A 15957-nucleotide genomic window follows, 5' to 3' on the forward strand; every position below is an offset into this window, starting at 1 on the left:
CTATTGCTAGTTAGAAGAACCCAAGAGGGTTAACGTCATAGCTGATCAGTAGGTTTTTCGTGTTCTGGTAATGGTCGAGCATCATTTTGTGCGTTTCGCGGCCGATACCAGACTTCTTATAACCACCAAATGCAGCGTGGGCAGGGTAGGCGTGGTAACAGTTAACCCACACTCGTCCGGCTTCAATATTTCGACCCATACGATACGCTAGGTTCGCATCACGAGTCCAAACTCCTGCGCCTAGGCCATATTCCGTGTCATTGGCAATCGCTAGTGCTTCTGCTTCATCCTTGAATTTAGTAATAGCGATAACAGGACCGAAGATCTCTTCTTGGAACACTCGCATCTTGTTGTTGCCTTCAAGCAAGGTCGGTTGAATGTAGTAACCAGATCCGATGTCACCGGTCTGTTGCGAGATCTCACCACCAAACACCACTTTAGCCCCTTCCTGGCGGCCGATTTCTAAATAGCTCAGAATCTTATCAAACTGCTCTTGTGAAGCTTGAGCACCAACTTGGGTGTCCGTATCGAGCGGGTTACCTTGTTGAATGGTCTTAGCTCGCTCTGCGACCTTAGCAATGAACTTATCGTATACCGACTCATGCACCAGTACGCGTGAAGGACAGGTACAGACTTCTCCTTGGTTAAAGAAAGCGAGCAGGGTGCCTTCGATACATTTATCAAGATATTCATCTTCATGATCAAACACATCAGGGAAATAGATGTTCGGTGATTTCCCCCCTAGCTCTACGGTAGAAGGAATTAGGCTGTCTGCCGCACATTTGAGGATATGGTTACCAATCTCTGTGGAACCAGTAAAGGCCAGTTTGGCAATTCTGTTGCTGGTGGCAAGCGCTTGGCCCGCTTCACTTCCAAAGCCGTTCACAATATTGACTACGCCTGCTGGAATAAGATCGCCGATTTTTTCCATCAACAATAGAATTGAAGTCGGGGTCTGCTCCGCTGGTTTGAGCACTACACAACAACCAGCAGCTAAGGCAGGAGCGAGTTTCCAAGCCGCCATTAACATTGGGAAGTTCCATGGAATGATCTGCCCTACAACGCCAATCGGCTCAGGGAAATGATAGCTGGCAGTATTGACGTCAAGCTCAGCCGCACTGCCTTCTTGAGCGCGAATACAGCCGGCGAAATAACGGAAGTGATCGACGACTAGCGGTAAATCTGCTGCCAGCGTTTCTCTGACAGGTTTGCCATTTTCCCAAGTTTCCGCAACCGCGAGCTGTTCAATATGTTGCTCGATTCGATCGGCAATTTTCAGCAAGGTGTTTGAACGTTCAGTCACGCTCGTCGCTGCCCAGCTTGCACGAGCTTGGTGCGCGGCATCTAGAGCCAAATTAATATCAGCTTCGCCTGAGCGAGCGACTTGGCAATATACCTGTCCATTGACTGGTGACGTGTTGTCGAAGTACTCACCTGAGACCGGTTTAACCCATTCTCCCCCGATAAAGTTGTCATAATGTGTCTTAAAGTTAACGACTGAATCTTGGCTGCCCGGTTGCGCGTAAATCATAAAAATATCCTTATTGTGTTCACTTCTTTGAGTTTTTATTGCGCCAATTTGTCACCTATGGAGGGTGAACAATTAGCGAGTTATCAAAGGAGGTAACGCAAATCACAGACCAAATGTTAAAAACTTGTTGTAATTTTTATCTGGCGCTAGAGTATTCAAAGGCTACACGATGGCGTTTAAAACAGAGGGAGCAACTGAACAGCAAAAGCTACCTGTTCAGTTGTTCAAAATTGGAACACTTTGATTGTTCAATATTGGGACAGCTATGGAATTACAATCTTTTGCGACCGATGGTTGGCTCGCCTCTTCATGGGAGAGGAGCACCAATGCAGGCTTGAAACAAATCAAAAAGCCGGATGATATCCACTTGCCTAACTCACTATTGAAAGAGAGGTGCTACACGTCACAAGCGGTAATTGATGCGGTCAAAGAGTCGGCACTTCCTTTATTCAATCAAGTGCTTGCTCATAGTGATAGCCGCTTGATACTCACCGACCCTGATGGTGTGGTGCTGGCTGCTTGGGGCCAAGATAGATTTCGTGAACGTCTGTTATCCATCGCACTTGAGCCGGGTAGTTGTTGGCAAGAAAAGCTGAAAGGGACCAATGCAATCGGTACGGCGCTGTATGAGAAAAGGGCAGTATCTATCATCGGTGATCAGCACTTTATCAAACAGCATCGCTTTATCAGTTGTTCAGCGAGCCCTCTGTTTAACCCAGAAGGTCAATTAGTGGGCGTGCTCGATATCACCAGTGAGCAGAGCCGCCATGATGTGACCACTCAGGTGCTGGTGCAAAATATGGTTCAGTTAATAGAAAACCACCTACTGACCCATACGCCAGATGGCGCGATTCAAATCAATGTCGCTCACGATGAGTCGGTATTAAAAAGTGGCTGGCAAGGGATTGTTATCGCCAATGAACACGGTGAGGTGTTGGCGCATAATCAAGTGGCGGCACAGCTACTCCCGGATGGGCCACTGGTAGGGTCGAGTATCGATATGCTCTTTGAACGATCTAGCCACGGCTCTCAGCCGCTTATCTTCGACAAAAAGGGATTGGGTAAGCGAAGACTACCGAAAAAGAGTTTAACTCCATCAAGTCAGCTTCATTATGGAGAAGATAAGATTGAGCTAGCTTGGCAGCAGGCAAACAAAGTGATGGGACGTGATATTAATTTGCTTATCCTTGGAGAAACAGGGGTTGGCAAAGGAGAGTTTGTCAAAGCGCTACACAAACAAAGCGACCGAGCGAAGCATGCGTTAATTACTGTCAACTGTGGTGCCTTGCCCAAAGACCTCATCGAATCGGAGCTGTTCGGTCATGCTCCTGGTGCGTTTACGGGCGCGAGTAAAAATGGTTATTTGGGTAAGATTAGGCAAGCGGATAAAGGGGTGTTATTCCTCGATGAAATCGGAGAAATGCCGTTAGAAGCCCAATGCCGCCTGTTAACCGTTTTACAAGACAAAATGGTCATGCCGGTTGGTGAGGCCAACAGCCATCGTGTCGACATCCAAGTTATCTCCGCCACACACCAGAACCTGCAGCAATTGGTTGAGCAGGGTAAGTTTAGAGAAGATCTTTATTATCGTATAAATGGTCTTGTCGTCACTTTACCTCCACTCAGAGAGAGGCAAGATAAAGAACGCCTCATCCAAGCTATCTTCGCTAAGTATCAGCAAGGCTATCAGTCGATTTCACCCGCGTTGATGGATGGGCTGATAAGCTACCACTGGAAAGGTAACTTAAGGGAGCTAGATAATCTCCTTAAAGTGACGGCACTTGTCGCCAATGAACAAGATGAGCTTACGTTTGAGCATATTCCACAGCATTTTGCGCAGCCATTGATGAGCCACGCGAAAGGTGAAGGTAAACGGCAGGAAGCCGATCTCAATACGACATTGAACCAAACCCTAATCAATGCTTACCAGAGTCACAAAGGCAATATAAGTAAGGTCTCGCGTGTGCTGGGTGTGAGTCGCAATACTGTCTACCGTAAGCTTAAAGCCTTGGGGCTTTTGCCGTCTAACGAATAGTTTGACCAGATATGGCTGGATGATAGAGCGGTTGAATGACATGACCCTCAGGATCTTTGCAGTGGAAGCTTCTTGCTCCGTCGCTATGATCATGTGGTGAGTCGAGTAACGTCACGCCTTTAAACAACATGTATTCATACCATTCGCGCAACTGCTCTTTGCTATCCACAATTAAACCAAAATGATCGACGCTAATAGGCGAGCATATTCTTTGCGCAGCAGCGCGACCTAATGAGAGGTTGTCGCAGCCGTTAGTCAAATAAACAAGATTATTGTTAGCCCGGCGTAGAATCGTCATACCTAAAATATCGGTATAGAACTTCTCACACTCTTCAAACTTTTGTACCACCAAGGCAATATGCCTGATCCCCGAAAACGATTTTGGTCTTTCCATGACCTTTCTCCTTGTATTGTATTTCACTAGTTATTGTATACAATGATTGTGTGATATAGCAATGAGATGATAATCAGTTCAGGGAAGAATTATGAGTATGTACTGTATAGTGGTTTCTAACCGAGTAAAGGAAGGTAAAGAAAAGGAGTATCTGGCAATTATGCAGGAGAATGCAAAATCGTCGGTTAGCAATGAGGTTGGTTGTATACAATTTGATGTTCTTGAAGATACTTCCAATCCGCAGCTATTTCACTTGTACGAGATCTATCAGTCACCAGAAGCACTGGCTGAACACAAAACGACACCACACTATTTATCTAGTCGAGAAAAGTTGGCCAATATTGTTGTTGAGCAATCGGTCATTCGTTCAAATGTCGTTATGATGAATAGCAAGAAATAACCAAGGGAGAGAAGACAATGTTGTGGAAAGTATATCTTAGCGGTGAAATTCACACCGATTGGCGCGAAAGAATCATTGAAGGTGCAAAGGAACGTGATCTTAATGTCGAGTTCTTTTCTGCCAATACGGATCATGAATCTAGTGATGCCGCTGGGGATTTGCTTAGAAGTAACGAATCAAACTTCTGGCGAGATCATCAATCTTCAAAGGTCAATGCGATTCGTACATCGACGCTGATTAAGCAGTGCGATATTGGGGTAGTACGTTTTGGTGACAAATATCGTCAGTGGAATGCGGCTTTTGATGCGGGTACGTTAGCTGCCCTTGGTAAACCCTTTATTACTTTGCATGACGAAGCGTTGATACATCCACTGAAAGAGGTCGATGCCGCTGCGATGGCTTGGGCTGAAACGCCAGAGCAGGTGGTCGAGCTGCTTAGCTATGTGATCAATTCATAAATAAAAAGAGGAGCTAAGTCAGCTCCTCTTTTTATTCATCCCGACAGGATGTTTTATCGGCGTTGACGTTTTAAGTTTCCTCGTCGGAGTGCAAGTAGTAATCCGAGAGCGAAGAATAATGGAACAGAGGTTGACCCCGCAGAAGAGACTTTATCTTCCTTGACGTTTTTATTGCCTAACGTGTTCTCAGCGATTGCGACAGTAAGTTGGTAGCGTTCTCCGTTCGCATCTTCCTGAAGGTAACTGTCGCTGCTTGAAACGGAGATAGTGACAGAGTTTTCAGTGAGTTTTTTTACTTTAGCAGCAGGAATTAGCTGGTACTTATTTGCCGCATTTGGGCTGTAGGCATAGATAACTAAACGATCGGGCAAAGCAGCAGAAAATATGAGTTCAATTTGCTGCGCGTTGAAGGCATAGACGGGTTTTAAAAACTCTAAAGAGAGATTACCCCAAGGATAATCTAACCCAGGCTGCCCTAATGTAGAGTCTAGGTTGGCGAAATCATCGCTGCTGTCCGCATCATCGACGCTTTGCTGCATGTTCCCGATGGCGACGTGGCGAATTTCAAGCTCGGAGGTTGTTTGCACATTCAGCTTTTGTTCGTTTAATGTGGTAAGTCCGGATGCAAGGAAAGCCGACAAAGCAGAGTCGCCCTCTTCTAAAGCATCGATGACAGAATCCAAGTCTGAGTCGAGTGGGGAGTCCATATCGCCACCAACTTCATCCCAGTCAGAGATGCCGTCTCCATCGGTATCAAATGAGTTGGGGTTTAACCCTAGCTTCAATGCTGTTTGGTCATCGATGCCATCAAGGTTTGAGTCAACGCCTGATGCGACTGCATAGCCAATTAAATCAGGTTCAATCGTCAGTGGAAAAACATTGTATATTTTTGTCCCTGCGATGCCATCTAGGCCATCCTCTTCCCAGTCAACAGCAGCAATCTTTAACTTAGCGCCATCGAGAGAAACGCGAAATCGGGTAGAAGCATTTGCCATTGGGTTGGCTAAACCCGGGTGATAAATTTGCAGCGCGTAGTGGAGGGTGATCGTCCCGTCACTATTTCGAGTGAAATTGAGGATGTCATTATTTGGATCTGAGTTATTCAAGTCATGTAACGCGTAGTTAAAACCAACGGAGAGTGTCGTCCCATGAACAGTTGCTGTGTCATTGGCGAAATCCCATGTCCACTCTGGTTTATTGACACCAAACCCCAGCACATTTCCAAGTGGGGCTGCGCGCATGGTGATTTGGTAGTGACCGGTGTATTCGCCTGAGTCAGGAATTTGCGCCTGTGCGAGAAATGCAGTCAAACAGGCCAGCAAAACTGCGGTGATTTTTTTGATTACCATGAGTAAGTTGCCCCTAAGATTGCATTGATGCCAGGTCCTGGAATAAAGGTCGGAAGCTCTGGCGCTCCTTGACCACGAATCGCATACGCCGTTTGGTAGTCGGTGTTAGTGACATTGTTGATATCGAGAAACAGTTCAAGTGCGCGTTGTGGCTCATAACCGACTTTGAGACCGAGTAAAAAATAGGGGTCTTGTGTATTCACATCCGTATTCATGTGGTCAGTGTATGTGGCAGTGGGTTGCCATGTGAAATTTGGCGTAATGCGCCAATTGTTCAGTGCGTAATCTAACTCCCCCTGAATTAGGTGAACTGGTATACCTGCAATGCGATTGCCCTCATACAAGCCGTCGTCAAAGTAGAAATGGCTCCAGTTGTAGAGCAGCTTAGTGGTCAGTGTGTCAGATTGTTCAAGGAGCTGGTCAAGCGTATATGCAAAGGTCAGCTCTAATCCTTGGTGGATGGTATCTCCATCATAGTTGATGGTTTTCCCATTGACGGCAAAATCACCCACAACCGAGATCAGTTCATCTTGCACCAGTGAGTAGTACCACGACGCGTTTAAAGTAATCCCTGAAATCAACAGTGAGGCGCCGATCTCACCCGTTAACGCAGTTTGAACGGAAAGGTCATTGATATAGACGTGATTGTTCAGTGGGTCAGTAGGGTTCGCTGAAACCGTGGCGAGTTGCCAAAAATTAGGCGCCTCTGAGCTACCACTGATATTGGCGTAGAATCGGTTGATCTCATCCCGTTGATATATAAGACCGACTTTAGGGTTGATGACTTGGTACTGGAACGAGCTATCAAGTAGCCCTGGTGTCATTTCATCAATGATTTCACGGTGATTGAGCACCCACTGAACTGCCGCTAGGGAAGAGAGTCCTTCTGCCCATTCATAGAGGAATTGGCTACCAAGAGTCACGTTGTGTGCCTTGAGATCAAGTTTGGCAAACGGAGACATGAGATTGCCGGTAACTGGATGCACGGAAGCATATTCTCTTGGCATTGAACCGCTATTGCCTTGAGCAAAGAGCAGCCATTCTCTCAATAAATAATCATCGGAATAGAAATCAAAGGTGGCACTAGCATCTAAGCCAAAGTTTCGGTGCTCGGTATCGGTTTGAGTCAGAGGGTTGCGAAAGGCGTCGTCTAAAGATTCAAAATAGACACCAAATTGTGTTTCTGCCCCTTCGTTTTGCCACGTAGATTTATTGGCAATGCGCACTTGCTCAGTGTGGCGGTACGGCTTTCTTACTGGAATGTTGAGCAATGTGTCCATCGGCTCATCGCCTTCGCCCATGACTTGATCAGGCGAGTTGATGGCTCTTTCTTTGGTTAACAGAAACGGGATCTCGAACTCATTGTCAGAAATCGTTAAGTAAGAACGGTTTTGAAACGCGGAGGTTGAGTAACCAATATTAGCGCTCATACCTGCTCGCTGAGCTTCACTATGATTACGATAGCCCTCTCTTTGACTGTATGAGGTAGAGAGAAAATAGTCCCAATTGTCTTGGCTATTAGCGAGTGTGACGTTTCCTTTGTATAGCCCAAAAGAGCCTGCTTCTATTTGTGCTTGGTTTGTACTATTACTGCCGCTTTTTGCATGAAAGTTAATTGCGCCTCCGAGCGTTGTCGCCCCATAGCGCATTGCATTAGCCCCGCGATAAACCGAGATTAAGTTAGACAGTTCAGGATCAGTAAGGCCTATGACGAATGAGCCGTCAGCCTGATTCAAGGCAAGTCCGTCTGAGAGCAGTTGAATGCCACGATTAACCGGATTGTCTTGCAGCCCTGAACCGCGGATATTGATCCTTGGTTGGTCATTTCCGCCAAAAAACTCTTGCACGATAATACCAGCCTGTTGGTTTAATACCTTGGCCAGAGAAGATTGGCTGCCAGCGAGCTCAGTGGTTGAAATCAGGTTAGTACCACCAGGCACTTGATTGAGAGAATCTTCGACCAGCAGTTTTTCAATCTCTTGCTGATTTCGTTTTCCTTCAATGAGAATGACTTCAGTTTGCGCAACCGTTAGAGGGCTTACTAATGTAAGCCCAAAAAGTAGGTAAGTTCGGTACATCGTTATCCTTTGCTCTGATGCGATTTACGTTTACGGAGTGAGACACCCGCCATAGCCAGTAATGTCAACCAACCTAATGAGCCGCCAGAGCTGCCTGTACTTGTCGTAGTGCCAGGTGTTGTGGAATCGGGAGCGCTTGGCGGTGTGGTGACAGGCACATCAGGCTCACTAACTTGTGCAACAGGCGCGGCCAATATCAAATCAGCAATAATGGTAGGTGACTTATCTGGGTTGCTCAGAGTTAGAGAGACGCTTGAATCATCAATAATAGTCAACTGCTGTTTGACAAATGCTTGGGTAAATCCGCCAGCTTCAAAGCTGAATCGTTTGTCCACTCGATAGATCTCGAGTCCTTCCGGCAAGTTATCAAACGAAAGGCTAACCTCTAAGGTCTCAGGAGAAGCGGGAGCATCAATGTTGAAATTGGCATGGCCATATTGGTAGTCAAGTAGCTCGTCGTTACTATTTTTTTCTGGTGGTAACTCACCCTGCAACGTGTGTTGACTCGCTATTGAAAGATCGAGTGTACGCGACAGAACATTATAAATTCGTTCACCACCCACCGTTGCAATTGAGAGTATGCTGTCAGATGGAAGCTGAAGGCCTGATGCAATCGAGTCATCAGTAGCAGAGTTACCAGATTCAAGAGCGTCACTGAGACCATCGTTATCTGAGTCTTTACCACGTAAGTAAATCGGTGTTTCGATGATGTCATCTAGGTTATCGCCATCGGTATCACGAACATTTGGGTTTAAGCCCACCAAGGTAGCCACAGCGTCGGAAATACCATCACCATTGCTGTCTGTCATTGGGTCTAACTGCATATTCTTCGATGAGTATTCAACTTGAACGACCGCAGGAAAAACGTTGTGTATACGTGTCCCCGGTACGTTATCGGCGGGAATTCCGTCTTCTACATCTGCGGTCGTAATGTTAATGCTACCGTCCGCATTCTTGTCGATCTTTAAATGGGTGGTAGTTAAGCCAATTGGGTAATCATCAACCCCAGGGACAGGGAAGGGAGGCACAACATATTTTTTTTGTGCATAGGAAAGCTTATAAAGGCCACTACCAGCTTGATACTCGATCGGTAACGTGATTTCGCTTAGATCGTTGATAAGAACCGATGTGTCAGCGCGCTTGTTTTCAATTTCTGCCGGGTTAAATGCTTGGAATGGAACGTAAAGCATACCCATTGCAAATAGGGTGCTGCCAGCCATAGTGACGGTGTTGTTGTTAAAGTCCCACACCCATATCCCTTCAGTGATAGCGTTGCCGAGAACCTTGTATTTTTCGCCGTTAAATTCACCATCTAAGGTATTGTCAGGCCAAATAGTGCCATTAACACCGTTTTCTTTATGGGCGTTCATATGGGTAGAGTATTTGCCCACATAGACACCAGTGTGTGATTGGGCATTAACCATTGCTGGGAAAGAAGTTGCTGCTGCGATTAGGCAAGCTACTCGAGAAAGAGTCATTGCGTTAGTCCTTTATGGAAGGGAAAAGGTGGCCACTTGGCCACCTAGATTGGCATGAGTGATTTACTGAGCAGAGCCTGTCCAGTTCAGCTCGATATCCCATGGGAATAGGCCGTAGATCGCTTCGCCTATCACGCCATCGTTGTCCGAATCGAGAGTTTTGAATTCCAATCCAAACCCTGTATCGGTGATTTCAAAGGTCGATTTGGTTTGCGCTTTTGGAAATCCATAAAGTGGGTTGTATGCCTGAAATACGTAATCAATGGTGTAAGTACCATCGCCATTGTCGACTAAAGTAATTGGCGCATGAGCGTTGTAACCAACAGGAAATGGCGCAAAAGTACTTCTAATGAAGCCTGCATTGATAGTGACGGTTTTATTGTCAAAGTCCCATTTCCAGTTATTACGTTGTGTGCTTTTCGCCATGAGTTGATCTGATGTCGTACGCACTTCGAGCTGGTAATCACCGCTGTAGTTACCAGTAATACCAGCGGTACCTGCTGCGAGTGTTGAAGCAGAGAAGATTGCAAGTGAAAGGGCTGTAATCTTGAGCATATTAATTTTCCTTTTAAAGTTGTAATGATTATTGTTCTCGTTAAGTATCTGTGATGTGTTCCATTGCTCAAATGACAAATGTCAATTCACTACCAGTGGATGTAATACATACCCTTGGCGAGGAAAATAATGCCAAGCATGTGAATGAAGACACTAAGGTGGGTGTATTTGAATCGCTTAGACGTCATATTGCCGCAAATGGCGTACTTCATCGCGAGAATGAAATGGGTTAGTACACTGAGTGCCAGTAGAATCTTAATACTCAGCAGAGTCGAAAACGGAGTTGCAAAGAGTGATGGTAAAGGACTTAAATGCTGATAGCCCATCATAGCACCGGTCACAAAAAGGGTGACCACAACAAAAGGCATGATTTTTCGGCCGCGCATATGTATTCCTTGTTCGACCAGTGACATCGTTTTTGCGGGCAAATGTGGGCGGATACCCTCCAAAATTAGAACTTCAAAGGCGACGATTCCGATAAAAATAGCCGCACATAAAAGGTGTAAACCCACTAATACGCCGTAATGCATGATTTCGATCCTGAAATGATTATATCTTTTATTGATATGTGTGATAATAGTTATCAATTAGATTAACACTTGAGTCTCAATCTCAAATGACATTTGTCAATTAGGGTAAATTCATGGACGACATAACAACTCAGCTTCTCAAAGATTCCTTTATTTTTTCTAGTATCAAGCTAGAGGCTAAAGTCGCGTTGAGTAAAGGCGTTCAAGTTGTAAACCTATCGCAAGGTAAACATCTATTTGAAGCAGGAGCGGTAGCAAACCGTTTCTATATTGTAAAAAGCGGCGAAGTTTGTCTTTATCGATACTCACCGGAAGGTGAAGAGAAAGTGTTTCAAGTACTGAGGGAGGGGGACACGCTGGCAGAAGCAGTAATGTTCATGAGCCCTAACGTCTATCCAGTCAGTGCGAAGGCGAAGGAGGACACCGTGGTGTTATCTTTTTCAAGAGAAGTACTGCTGAGTTTTTGCAATTCCAGCAATGAGTTTTCGCTTCAGTTGCTCAGTGCCATGGCGACAAAATTAAGCCAGGCTGTGAATCGTGTCGATCAGCTAACACTTAAAGGCGCTAACCAACGTTTGGTGTCATACCTACTGGATTTACACCAACAACAAGGGAGTGACTGGATAAAGCTACCGGTTGCTCACAGCGTGTTAGCGGGTCAGTTAAATATTGCTCCTGAAACACTGTCGCGTTTGTTTAAAAAGCTAAGGCAAGAAGAAGTGATTAGCGGTAAAGGGGGAGTGGTGGTTATGTTGGACATTGAAGAGATGTGTACATTGGTCAACTTACCCAACCCTTATAAGCTGAGTTGCGGCACCCAAACCGATAGCTGGGGAGGATGCTGTAACTTAAATGGGCATTGGATTTAGCAGGAAAAAATAGAGCGCTATTGAGCGCTCTATTGTTTGAAACCTAGCGATTACAAGCCGCCTTGCTGCTGCGCTTGCTTTACTAAAGCCTGACGTTGAGCTTCCTTATCTGTTACTTTACTGTCCTTTGAAGCATTTTGTTCCTCTACCTGTGGAACGAATACAAAGTACTTATTAATAGTCATCTTAAGAACCTCAATTTAATGTTATTTAACCATCCAGGTTAGATTAGTCACCGATACCCGCGAAACGTCTACGCGGTTCCTTGTTTAGGTTTCAAAAAATAGAGGATGTTAACTGAGTTAACATCCTCCATATGCAACTTAATTATAGTAGGAGCTATTGGGATTAATAAATACCGTACTCCTCCTTTTTAAGTGTTTTCTTACACGTCGTAAGTTGTAGACGCTGTATCGCCGCCTGTACCAGTCCAATTTGTGTGGAAGAATTCACCACGTGGACGATCAGTACGCTCGTAAGTGTGAGCACCGAAGTAGTCACGTTGAGCTTGAAGTAGGTTAGCTGGTAGACGAGCTGTCGTGTAGCCATCAAGGAACGACAGTGCTGAGATAGTACAAGGCATTGGGATACCTGACTCTAGCGATTTCGCCGCCACTTTACGCCACGCTGTTAGGCTGTTTTGTAGGATGCCTTTGAAGTAGTCATCTGAACCTAGGAATGCGATGTCTGGGTTCGCTTCGTACGCATCACGGATGTTGCCTAGGAATGCAGAGCGGATGATACAACCACCACGCCACATTAGTGCAACGTTACCGTAGTTTAGGTCCCAGCCGTTTTCGTTTGATGCTTCGCGCATTAGCATGAAGCCTTGAGCGTAAGAGATGATCTTAGACGCTAGAAGAGCCTGACGAAGCGCATCAACCCACTCTTGCTTATCACCTTCAACTGGTGTGATTGTCTTACCGAATAGAGATTCAGCTTCAACACGCTGGTCTTTCAGAGCAGATAGACAACGAGAGAATACTGACTCAGAGATAAGCGTTAGTGGAATACCAAGGTCTAGTGCGTTGATACCTGTCCATTTACCAGTACCTTTTTGACCAGCAGTGTCTAGAATCTTCTCTACTAGCGGCTCGCCGTCTTCATCTTTGTAGCCAAGGATGTCAGCAGTGATCTCTACTAGGTAGCTGTCTAGTTCAGTCTTGTTCCAGTCAGCGAATACTGCTTGCATCTCGTCTGCAGACATACCTAGACCATCTTTCATGAACTGGTAAGCTTCAGTAATCAGCTGCATATCGCCGTATTCGATACCGTTGTGAACCATTTTAACGAAGTGACCCGCACCGTCGTTACCAACCCAGTCACAACAAGGTTCGCCAGCATCAGTTTTAGCAGAGATGCCTTGGAAGATAGGCTTAACTGCTTCCCAAGCTTCAGCAGAACCGCCAGGCATGATTGAAGGACCAAAACGAGCACCTTCTTCACCACCAGAGACACCAGTACCGATGAAGTGGATGCCTTTTTCACGTAGTGCAGCAACGCGACGGTTAGTGTCTGGGTAGTTAGTGTTACCACCATCGATGATGATGTCACCTTTATCTAGAAGTGGTGTTAATGCTTCGATGAATTTATCAACAACTTCACCAGCACGAACCATTAGCATCACTTTACGTGGCGCTTCTAGCTTTTCTACTAGCTCTTCTAGAGAATATGCACCGATGATGTTAGTACCCTTTGCTGGGCCTTCTAGGAATTCGTCTACTTTCGCAGCAGTACGGTTGTGAGCAACCACTTTAAAACCGTGGTCGTTCATGTTTAGGATAAGGTTTTGACCCATTACTGCTAGGCCAATTACACCGATATCACCTTTCATTATTTCTCTCCAATTTTCCTATTTGGACGCTCGCATTAAGCGATTTTTGCTGCTGCGTCTGAATCTAAGTACCACTCCGTCTCACCAGCTTTAGACTGGATTTTCGCTGCAGGGTAAGGCAGCTCGCTTGCTGGAGTCGTATGAATTTCGTTTACGATCTCAACTTTACCGGCACCAAGTACAAGGTAGCTGATTCGTTTTGCGGCCTCTAAAACTTTAGCGGTTTTAGAGACGCGAATTTGGCCTGATTCAGGATGAGTCGCTAATACTGATAGGTTCTCATCTTGATAGTCTGTTTGACCTGGGAACAGAGAAGCAGTGTGACCATCTGCGCCAACACCTAGCAGGATCCAGTCGAATACTGGCGTGCCATTTTCACATGGGATCACTGCTGTCATTTCTTCTGCGAAGCGTTTCGCTTCAACAGCTGGCTCTTCTTCACCACGAATGCGGTGAATGTTCTCTGCTGGCAGGTTTACTTGGCTGAACAGTAGCGCATTTGCTTCGCCGTAGTTGCTTTCAGCATCGTCAGGTGCCACACAGCGCTCGTCGCCCCACCAGAAGTGTAGATTGTTCCACTGAATACCATCTGCATATGGCGCTTTAGCCAGTAGCTTAAACAGCATCTTAGGCGTACTGCCACCAGACAATGAAATATGTACTGGGCGCTCAAGCTCGCTGAATGCTTTCATATCATTCGCTAGGCTTTCAACAACCTGCTCAGCGGTTTGGAAAATCTTATGATTGATCATAGTTCGCAGTAATCCGTATCTGTTAGGTTCTTACAAGGGAAACGCCATGCGCGGTTGTCACGCTGTAGCAAGTCGTCAGACTCTTTAGGGCCCCATGTGCCACAAGCGTAGCCAAATAGTGCTTGCGGATCTTGTTTGAAGTCAAGAATTGGTTGAACGTACTTCCAACATGCTTCTACTGCATCGCTACGAGCAAACAGTGTCGCGTCACCATTCAAAGAGTCAAGCAGTAGACGCTCGTATGCTGTTAGCATCTGAGTCTCTTGAAGTGATGCATAATGAAAGTTCATTTTCACTTCTTTCGCATGGAAACCTGCACCTGGCTCTTTTAGACCAAAGCTCATTTGAATGCCTTCGTCTGGCTGAATTCGAATGATTAGCTTGTTTTCTGGTGCGTTTTGACCAAACACTGGGTGCGGTGTCTGTTTAAAGTGGATAACCACTTCAGTCACGCGAGTAGGTAAGCGTTTACCAGTACGAACGTAGAAAGGCACGCCATTCCAACGCCAGTTATTGATGTACGCTTTCAAGCCAACATACGTTTCGGTACGAGAATCTTCAGCAACCCCCGGTTCGTCACGGTAGTTAGGCAGGAATTCACCACGTACATCAGATTCTGTGTACTGACCCAGAACTAGGTTGTTACGCAGGTCATCTTCTTCCAGTGGTTTCAAACACTGCAGTACTTTTACCACTTCATCACGTATTGAGTCAGCGTTAATCTGCGCTGGTGGTTCCATACCAACCATGGCTAGTACTTGCAGCAAGTGGTTTTGGAACATGTCGCGAACCGCACCTGAACCGTCGTAGTAACCGCCACGTTCTTCAACGCCAAGGAATTCAGCACCTGTGATCTCTACGTAGTCGATGAAGTTACGATTCCAAAGCGGCTCGAACATCGCATTTGAGAAGCGGAAAACCAGCAGGTTTTGAACCGTCTCTTTACCTAAATAGTGGTCGATACGGTAGATTTGGTGCTCTTGGAAATGCTCATGAATTTCTTTGTCTAGCTTTTGCGCAGACTCTAAATCGTAACCAAATGGTTTTTCGATGATTAGACGTTTCCAGCCGTCATCTTCGTTATTCAGGCCGTGAGCCGCAAGACTTGCTGGGATTACGCTATATAGACTTGGAGGCGTTGCTAGATAGAACAGAGTATTACGCTGTTCGAAGCTGTATTTATCAGCAAGTTGGTCAAGACGTGCAGTCAGTTTACTGTAATCAGCAGTATCAGAGGTATTGATGGCTTGGTAATGCAGATGATTGATAAAGGCATCTAGGGTTGCTGGCTCTGTTTTCTCCATTTCTTGGAGTGAGCGCTTTAGCTTTTCACGGTATGACTCATCACTGTATTCTGTACGACTTACACCAAGAATGGCGAAGTTTTCCGGCAGCTGTTTGTTTGAGTAAAGGTGATATAAAGCAGGGATCAACTTACGATAGGTTAAGTCGCCCGAAGCACCAAAAATTACGATGCTGCTGTTTTCTGGTATTACCATCATCTTTCCCTTAAAAACGAGGTAGTTAGCACTTATTTAGGCTGTTAGCGTATTGAGATGGTTCACCCTAACAACGATACCTCAAATTATAAAACTGATACTGCCTATCAAATCGATAGGCAAAACCAAAAAAGCGTGCCAATTTCGAAAGCCTGTAATTTGTGGAAATCAGGTCTGTTCGTTCATTTGGCAGCG

15 protein-coding genes are annotated in these 15957 nt (G+C 45.7%); 4 read left to right on the forward strand and 11 right to left on the reverse strand.

Going from position 1 to position 15957, the window contains the following annotated elements:
• Positions 1–10: 10 nt before the first annotated feature.
• Positions 11–1531, reverse strand: coding sequence for an acetaldehyde dehydrogenase ExaC (gene exaC / locus ACHUFZ_RS04330; protein ID WP_394126046.1), 1521 nt, complete (start codon positions 1529–1531; stop codon positions 11–13).
• Positions 1532–1796: 265 nt separating this feature from the next.
• Here exaC and ACHUFZ_RS04335 point away from each other — a divergent pair, with 265 nt between their 5' ends.
• Positions 1797–3566: a sigma-54-dependent Fis family transcriptional regulator gene (locus ACHUFZ_RS04335; RefSeq protein WP_394126047.1), complete on the forward strand. Its 1770-nt coding sequence runs from the start codon at positions 1797–1799 to the stop codon at positions 3564–3566.
• On the opposite strand, the gene ACHUFZ_RS04340 is transcribed toward ACHUFZ_RS04335, so the two are convergent.
• Positions 3556–3960, reverse strand: a complete 405-nt coding sequence (locus ACHUFZ_RS04340; protein ID WP_394126048.1) for a VOC family protein — start codon at positions 3958–3960, stop codon at positions 3556–3558. The two genes, ACHUFZ_RS04335 and ACHUFZ_RS04340, sit on opposite strands and share 11 nt — an antisense overlap.
• 91 nt (positions 3961–4051) lie before the next feature.
• On the opposite strand from ACHUFZ_RS04340, the gene ACHUFZ_RS04345 reads away from it, so the two are divergent.
• Positions 4052–4360, forward strand: a complete 309-nt coding sequence (locus tag ACHUFZ_RS04345; RefSeq protein ID WP_394126049.1) for a putative quinol monooxygenase — start codon at positions 4052–4054, stop codon at positions 4358–4360.
• Positions 4361–4377: 17 nt separating this feature from the next.
• Complete coding sequence (locus tag ACHUFZ_RS04350; protein WP_394126050.1) at positions 4378–4818, forward strand: YtoQ family protein; 441 nt, start codon at positions 4378–4380, stop codon at positions 4816–4818.
• 53 nt (positions 4819–4871) lie between these two features.
• Here ACHUFZ_RS04350 and ACHUFZ_RS04355 read toward each other — a convergent pair whose 3' ends face one another.
• From ACHUFZ_RS04355 to ACHUFZ_RS04375, 5 genes are all read right to left on the reverse strand, one after another.
• Positions 4872–6167 carry a hypothetical protein gene (locus ACHUFZ_RS04355; protein WP_394126051.1) on the reverse strand — a complete coding sequence of 432 codons (1296 nt, stop codon included), beginning with the start codon at positions 6165–6167 and terminating at the stop codon, positions 4872–4874.
• Positions 6161–8245, reverse strand: a complete 2085-nt coding sequence (locus ACHUFZ_RS04360; RefSeq protein WP_394126052.1) for a TonB-dependent receptor family protein — start codon at positions 8243–8245, stop codon at positions 6161–6163. The genes ACHUFZ_RS04355 and ACHUFZ_RS04360 overlap by 7 nt, the downstream gene beginning before the upstream one ends.
• A gap of 2 nt (positions 8246–8247) precedes the next feature.
• On the reverse strand, positions 8248–9723 hold the full coding sequence (locus tag ACHUFZ_RS04365) for a GlyGly-CTERM sorting domain-containing protein (RefSeq protein ID WP_394126053.1): 1476 nt from the start codon (positions 9721–9723) through the stop codon (positions 8248–8250).
• Between the two features lie 63 nt (positions 9724–9786).
• A complete protein-coding gene (locus ACHUFZ_RS04370; protein ID WP_394126054.1) occupies positions 9787–10278 on the reverse strand; it encodes a hypothetical protein in 492 nt (163 codons plus the stop codon).
• Between the two features lie 89 nt (positions 10279–10367).
• Positions 10368–10808: a CopD family copper resistance protein gene (locus ACHUFZ_RS04375; RefSeq protein WP_394126055.1), complete on the reverse strand. Its 441-nt coding sequence runs from the start codon at positions 10806–10808 to the stop codon at positions 10368–10370.
• A gap of 113 nt (positions 10809–10921) precedes the next feature.
• On the opposite strand from ACHUFZ_RS04375, the gene ACHUFZ_RS04380 reads away from it, so the two are divergent.
• The gene (locus tag ACHUFZ_RS04380; RefSeq protein ID WP_394126056.1) at positions 10922–11677 is read left to right on the forward strand and encodes a Crp/Fnr family transcriptional regulator; all 756 of its coding nucleotides are present in this window, start codon (positions 10922–10924) and stop codon (positions 11675–11677) included.
• 50 nt (positions 11678–11727) lie between these two features.
• On the opposite strand, the gene ACHUFZ_RS04385 is transcribed toward ACHUFZ_RS04380, so the two are convergent.
• The 4 genes from ACHUFZ_RS04385 to zwf form a co-directional block, all read right to left on the reverse strand.
• Positions 11728–11862 carry a hypothetical protein gene (locus tag ACHUFZ_RS04385; RefSeq protein WP_394126057.1) on the reverse strand — a complete coding sequence of 45 codons (135 nt, stop codon included), beginning with the start codon at positions 11860–11862 and terminating at the stop codon, positions 11728–11730.
• 200 nt (positions 11863–12062) lie between these two features.
• On the reverse strand, positions 12063–13511 hold the full coding sequence (gene gnd, locus ACHUFZ_RS04390) for a decarboxylating NADP(+)-dependent phosphogluconate dehydrogenase (protein WP_394126058.1): 1449 nt from the start codon (positions 13509–13511) through the stop codon (positions 12063–12065).
• 35 nt (positions 13512–13546) lie between these two features.
• Entirely contained in the window at positions 13547–14263 is a 717-nt protein-coding gene (gene pgl, locus ACHUFZ_RS04395) for a 6-phosphogluconolactonase (protein ID WP_394126059.1), read from the reverse strand.
• Positions 14260–15762 (reverse strand): glucose-6-phosphate dehydrogenase, encoded by a 1503-nt coding sequence (gene zwf, locus ACHUFZ_RS04400; RefSeq protein WP_167489236.1) that lies wholly within the window; start codon positions 15760–15762, stop codon positions 14260–14262. Before zwf ends, pgl begins: the two co-directional genes overlap by 4 nt.
• Positions 15763–15957 lie beyond the last annotated feature (195 nt).

The sequence above is a fragment of the Vibrio hepatarius genome (genome assembly GCF_043642085.1).
In the GTDB taxonomy this organism is placed as follows: Bacteria; Pseudomonadota; Gammaproteobacteria; order Enterobacterales; family Vibrionaceae; genus Vibrio; species Vibrio hepatarius_C.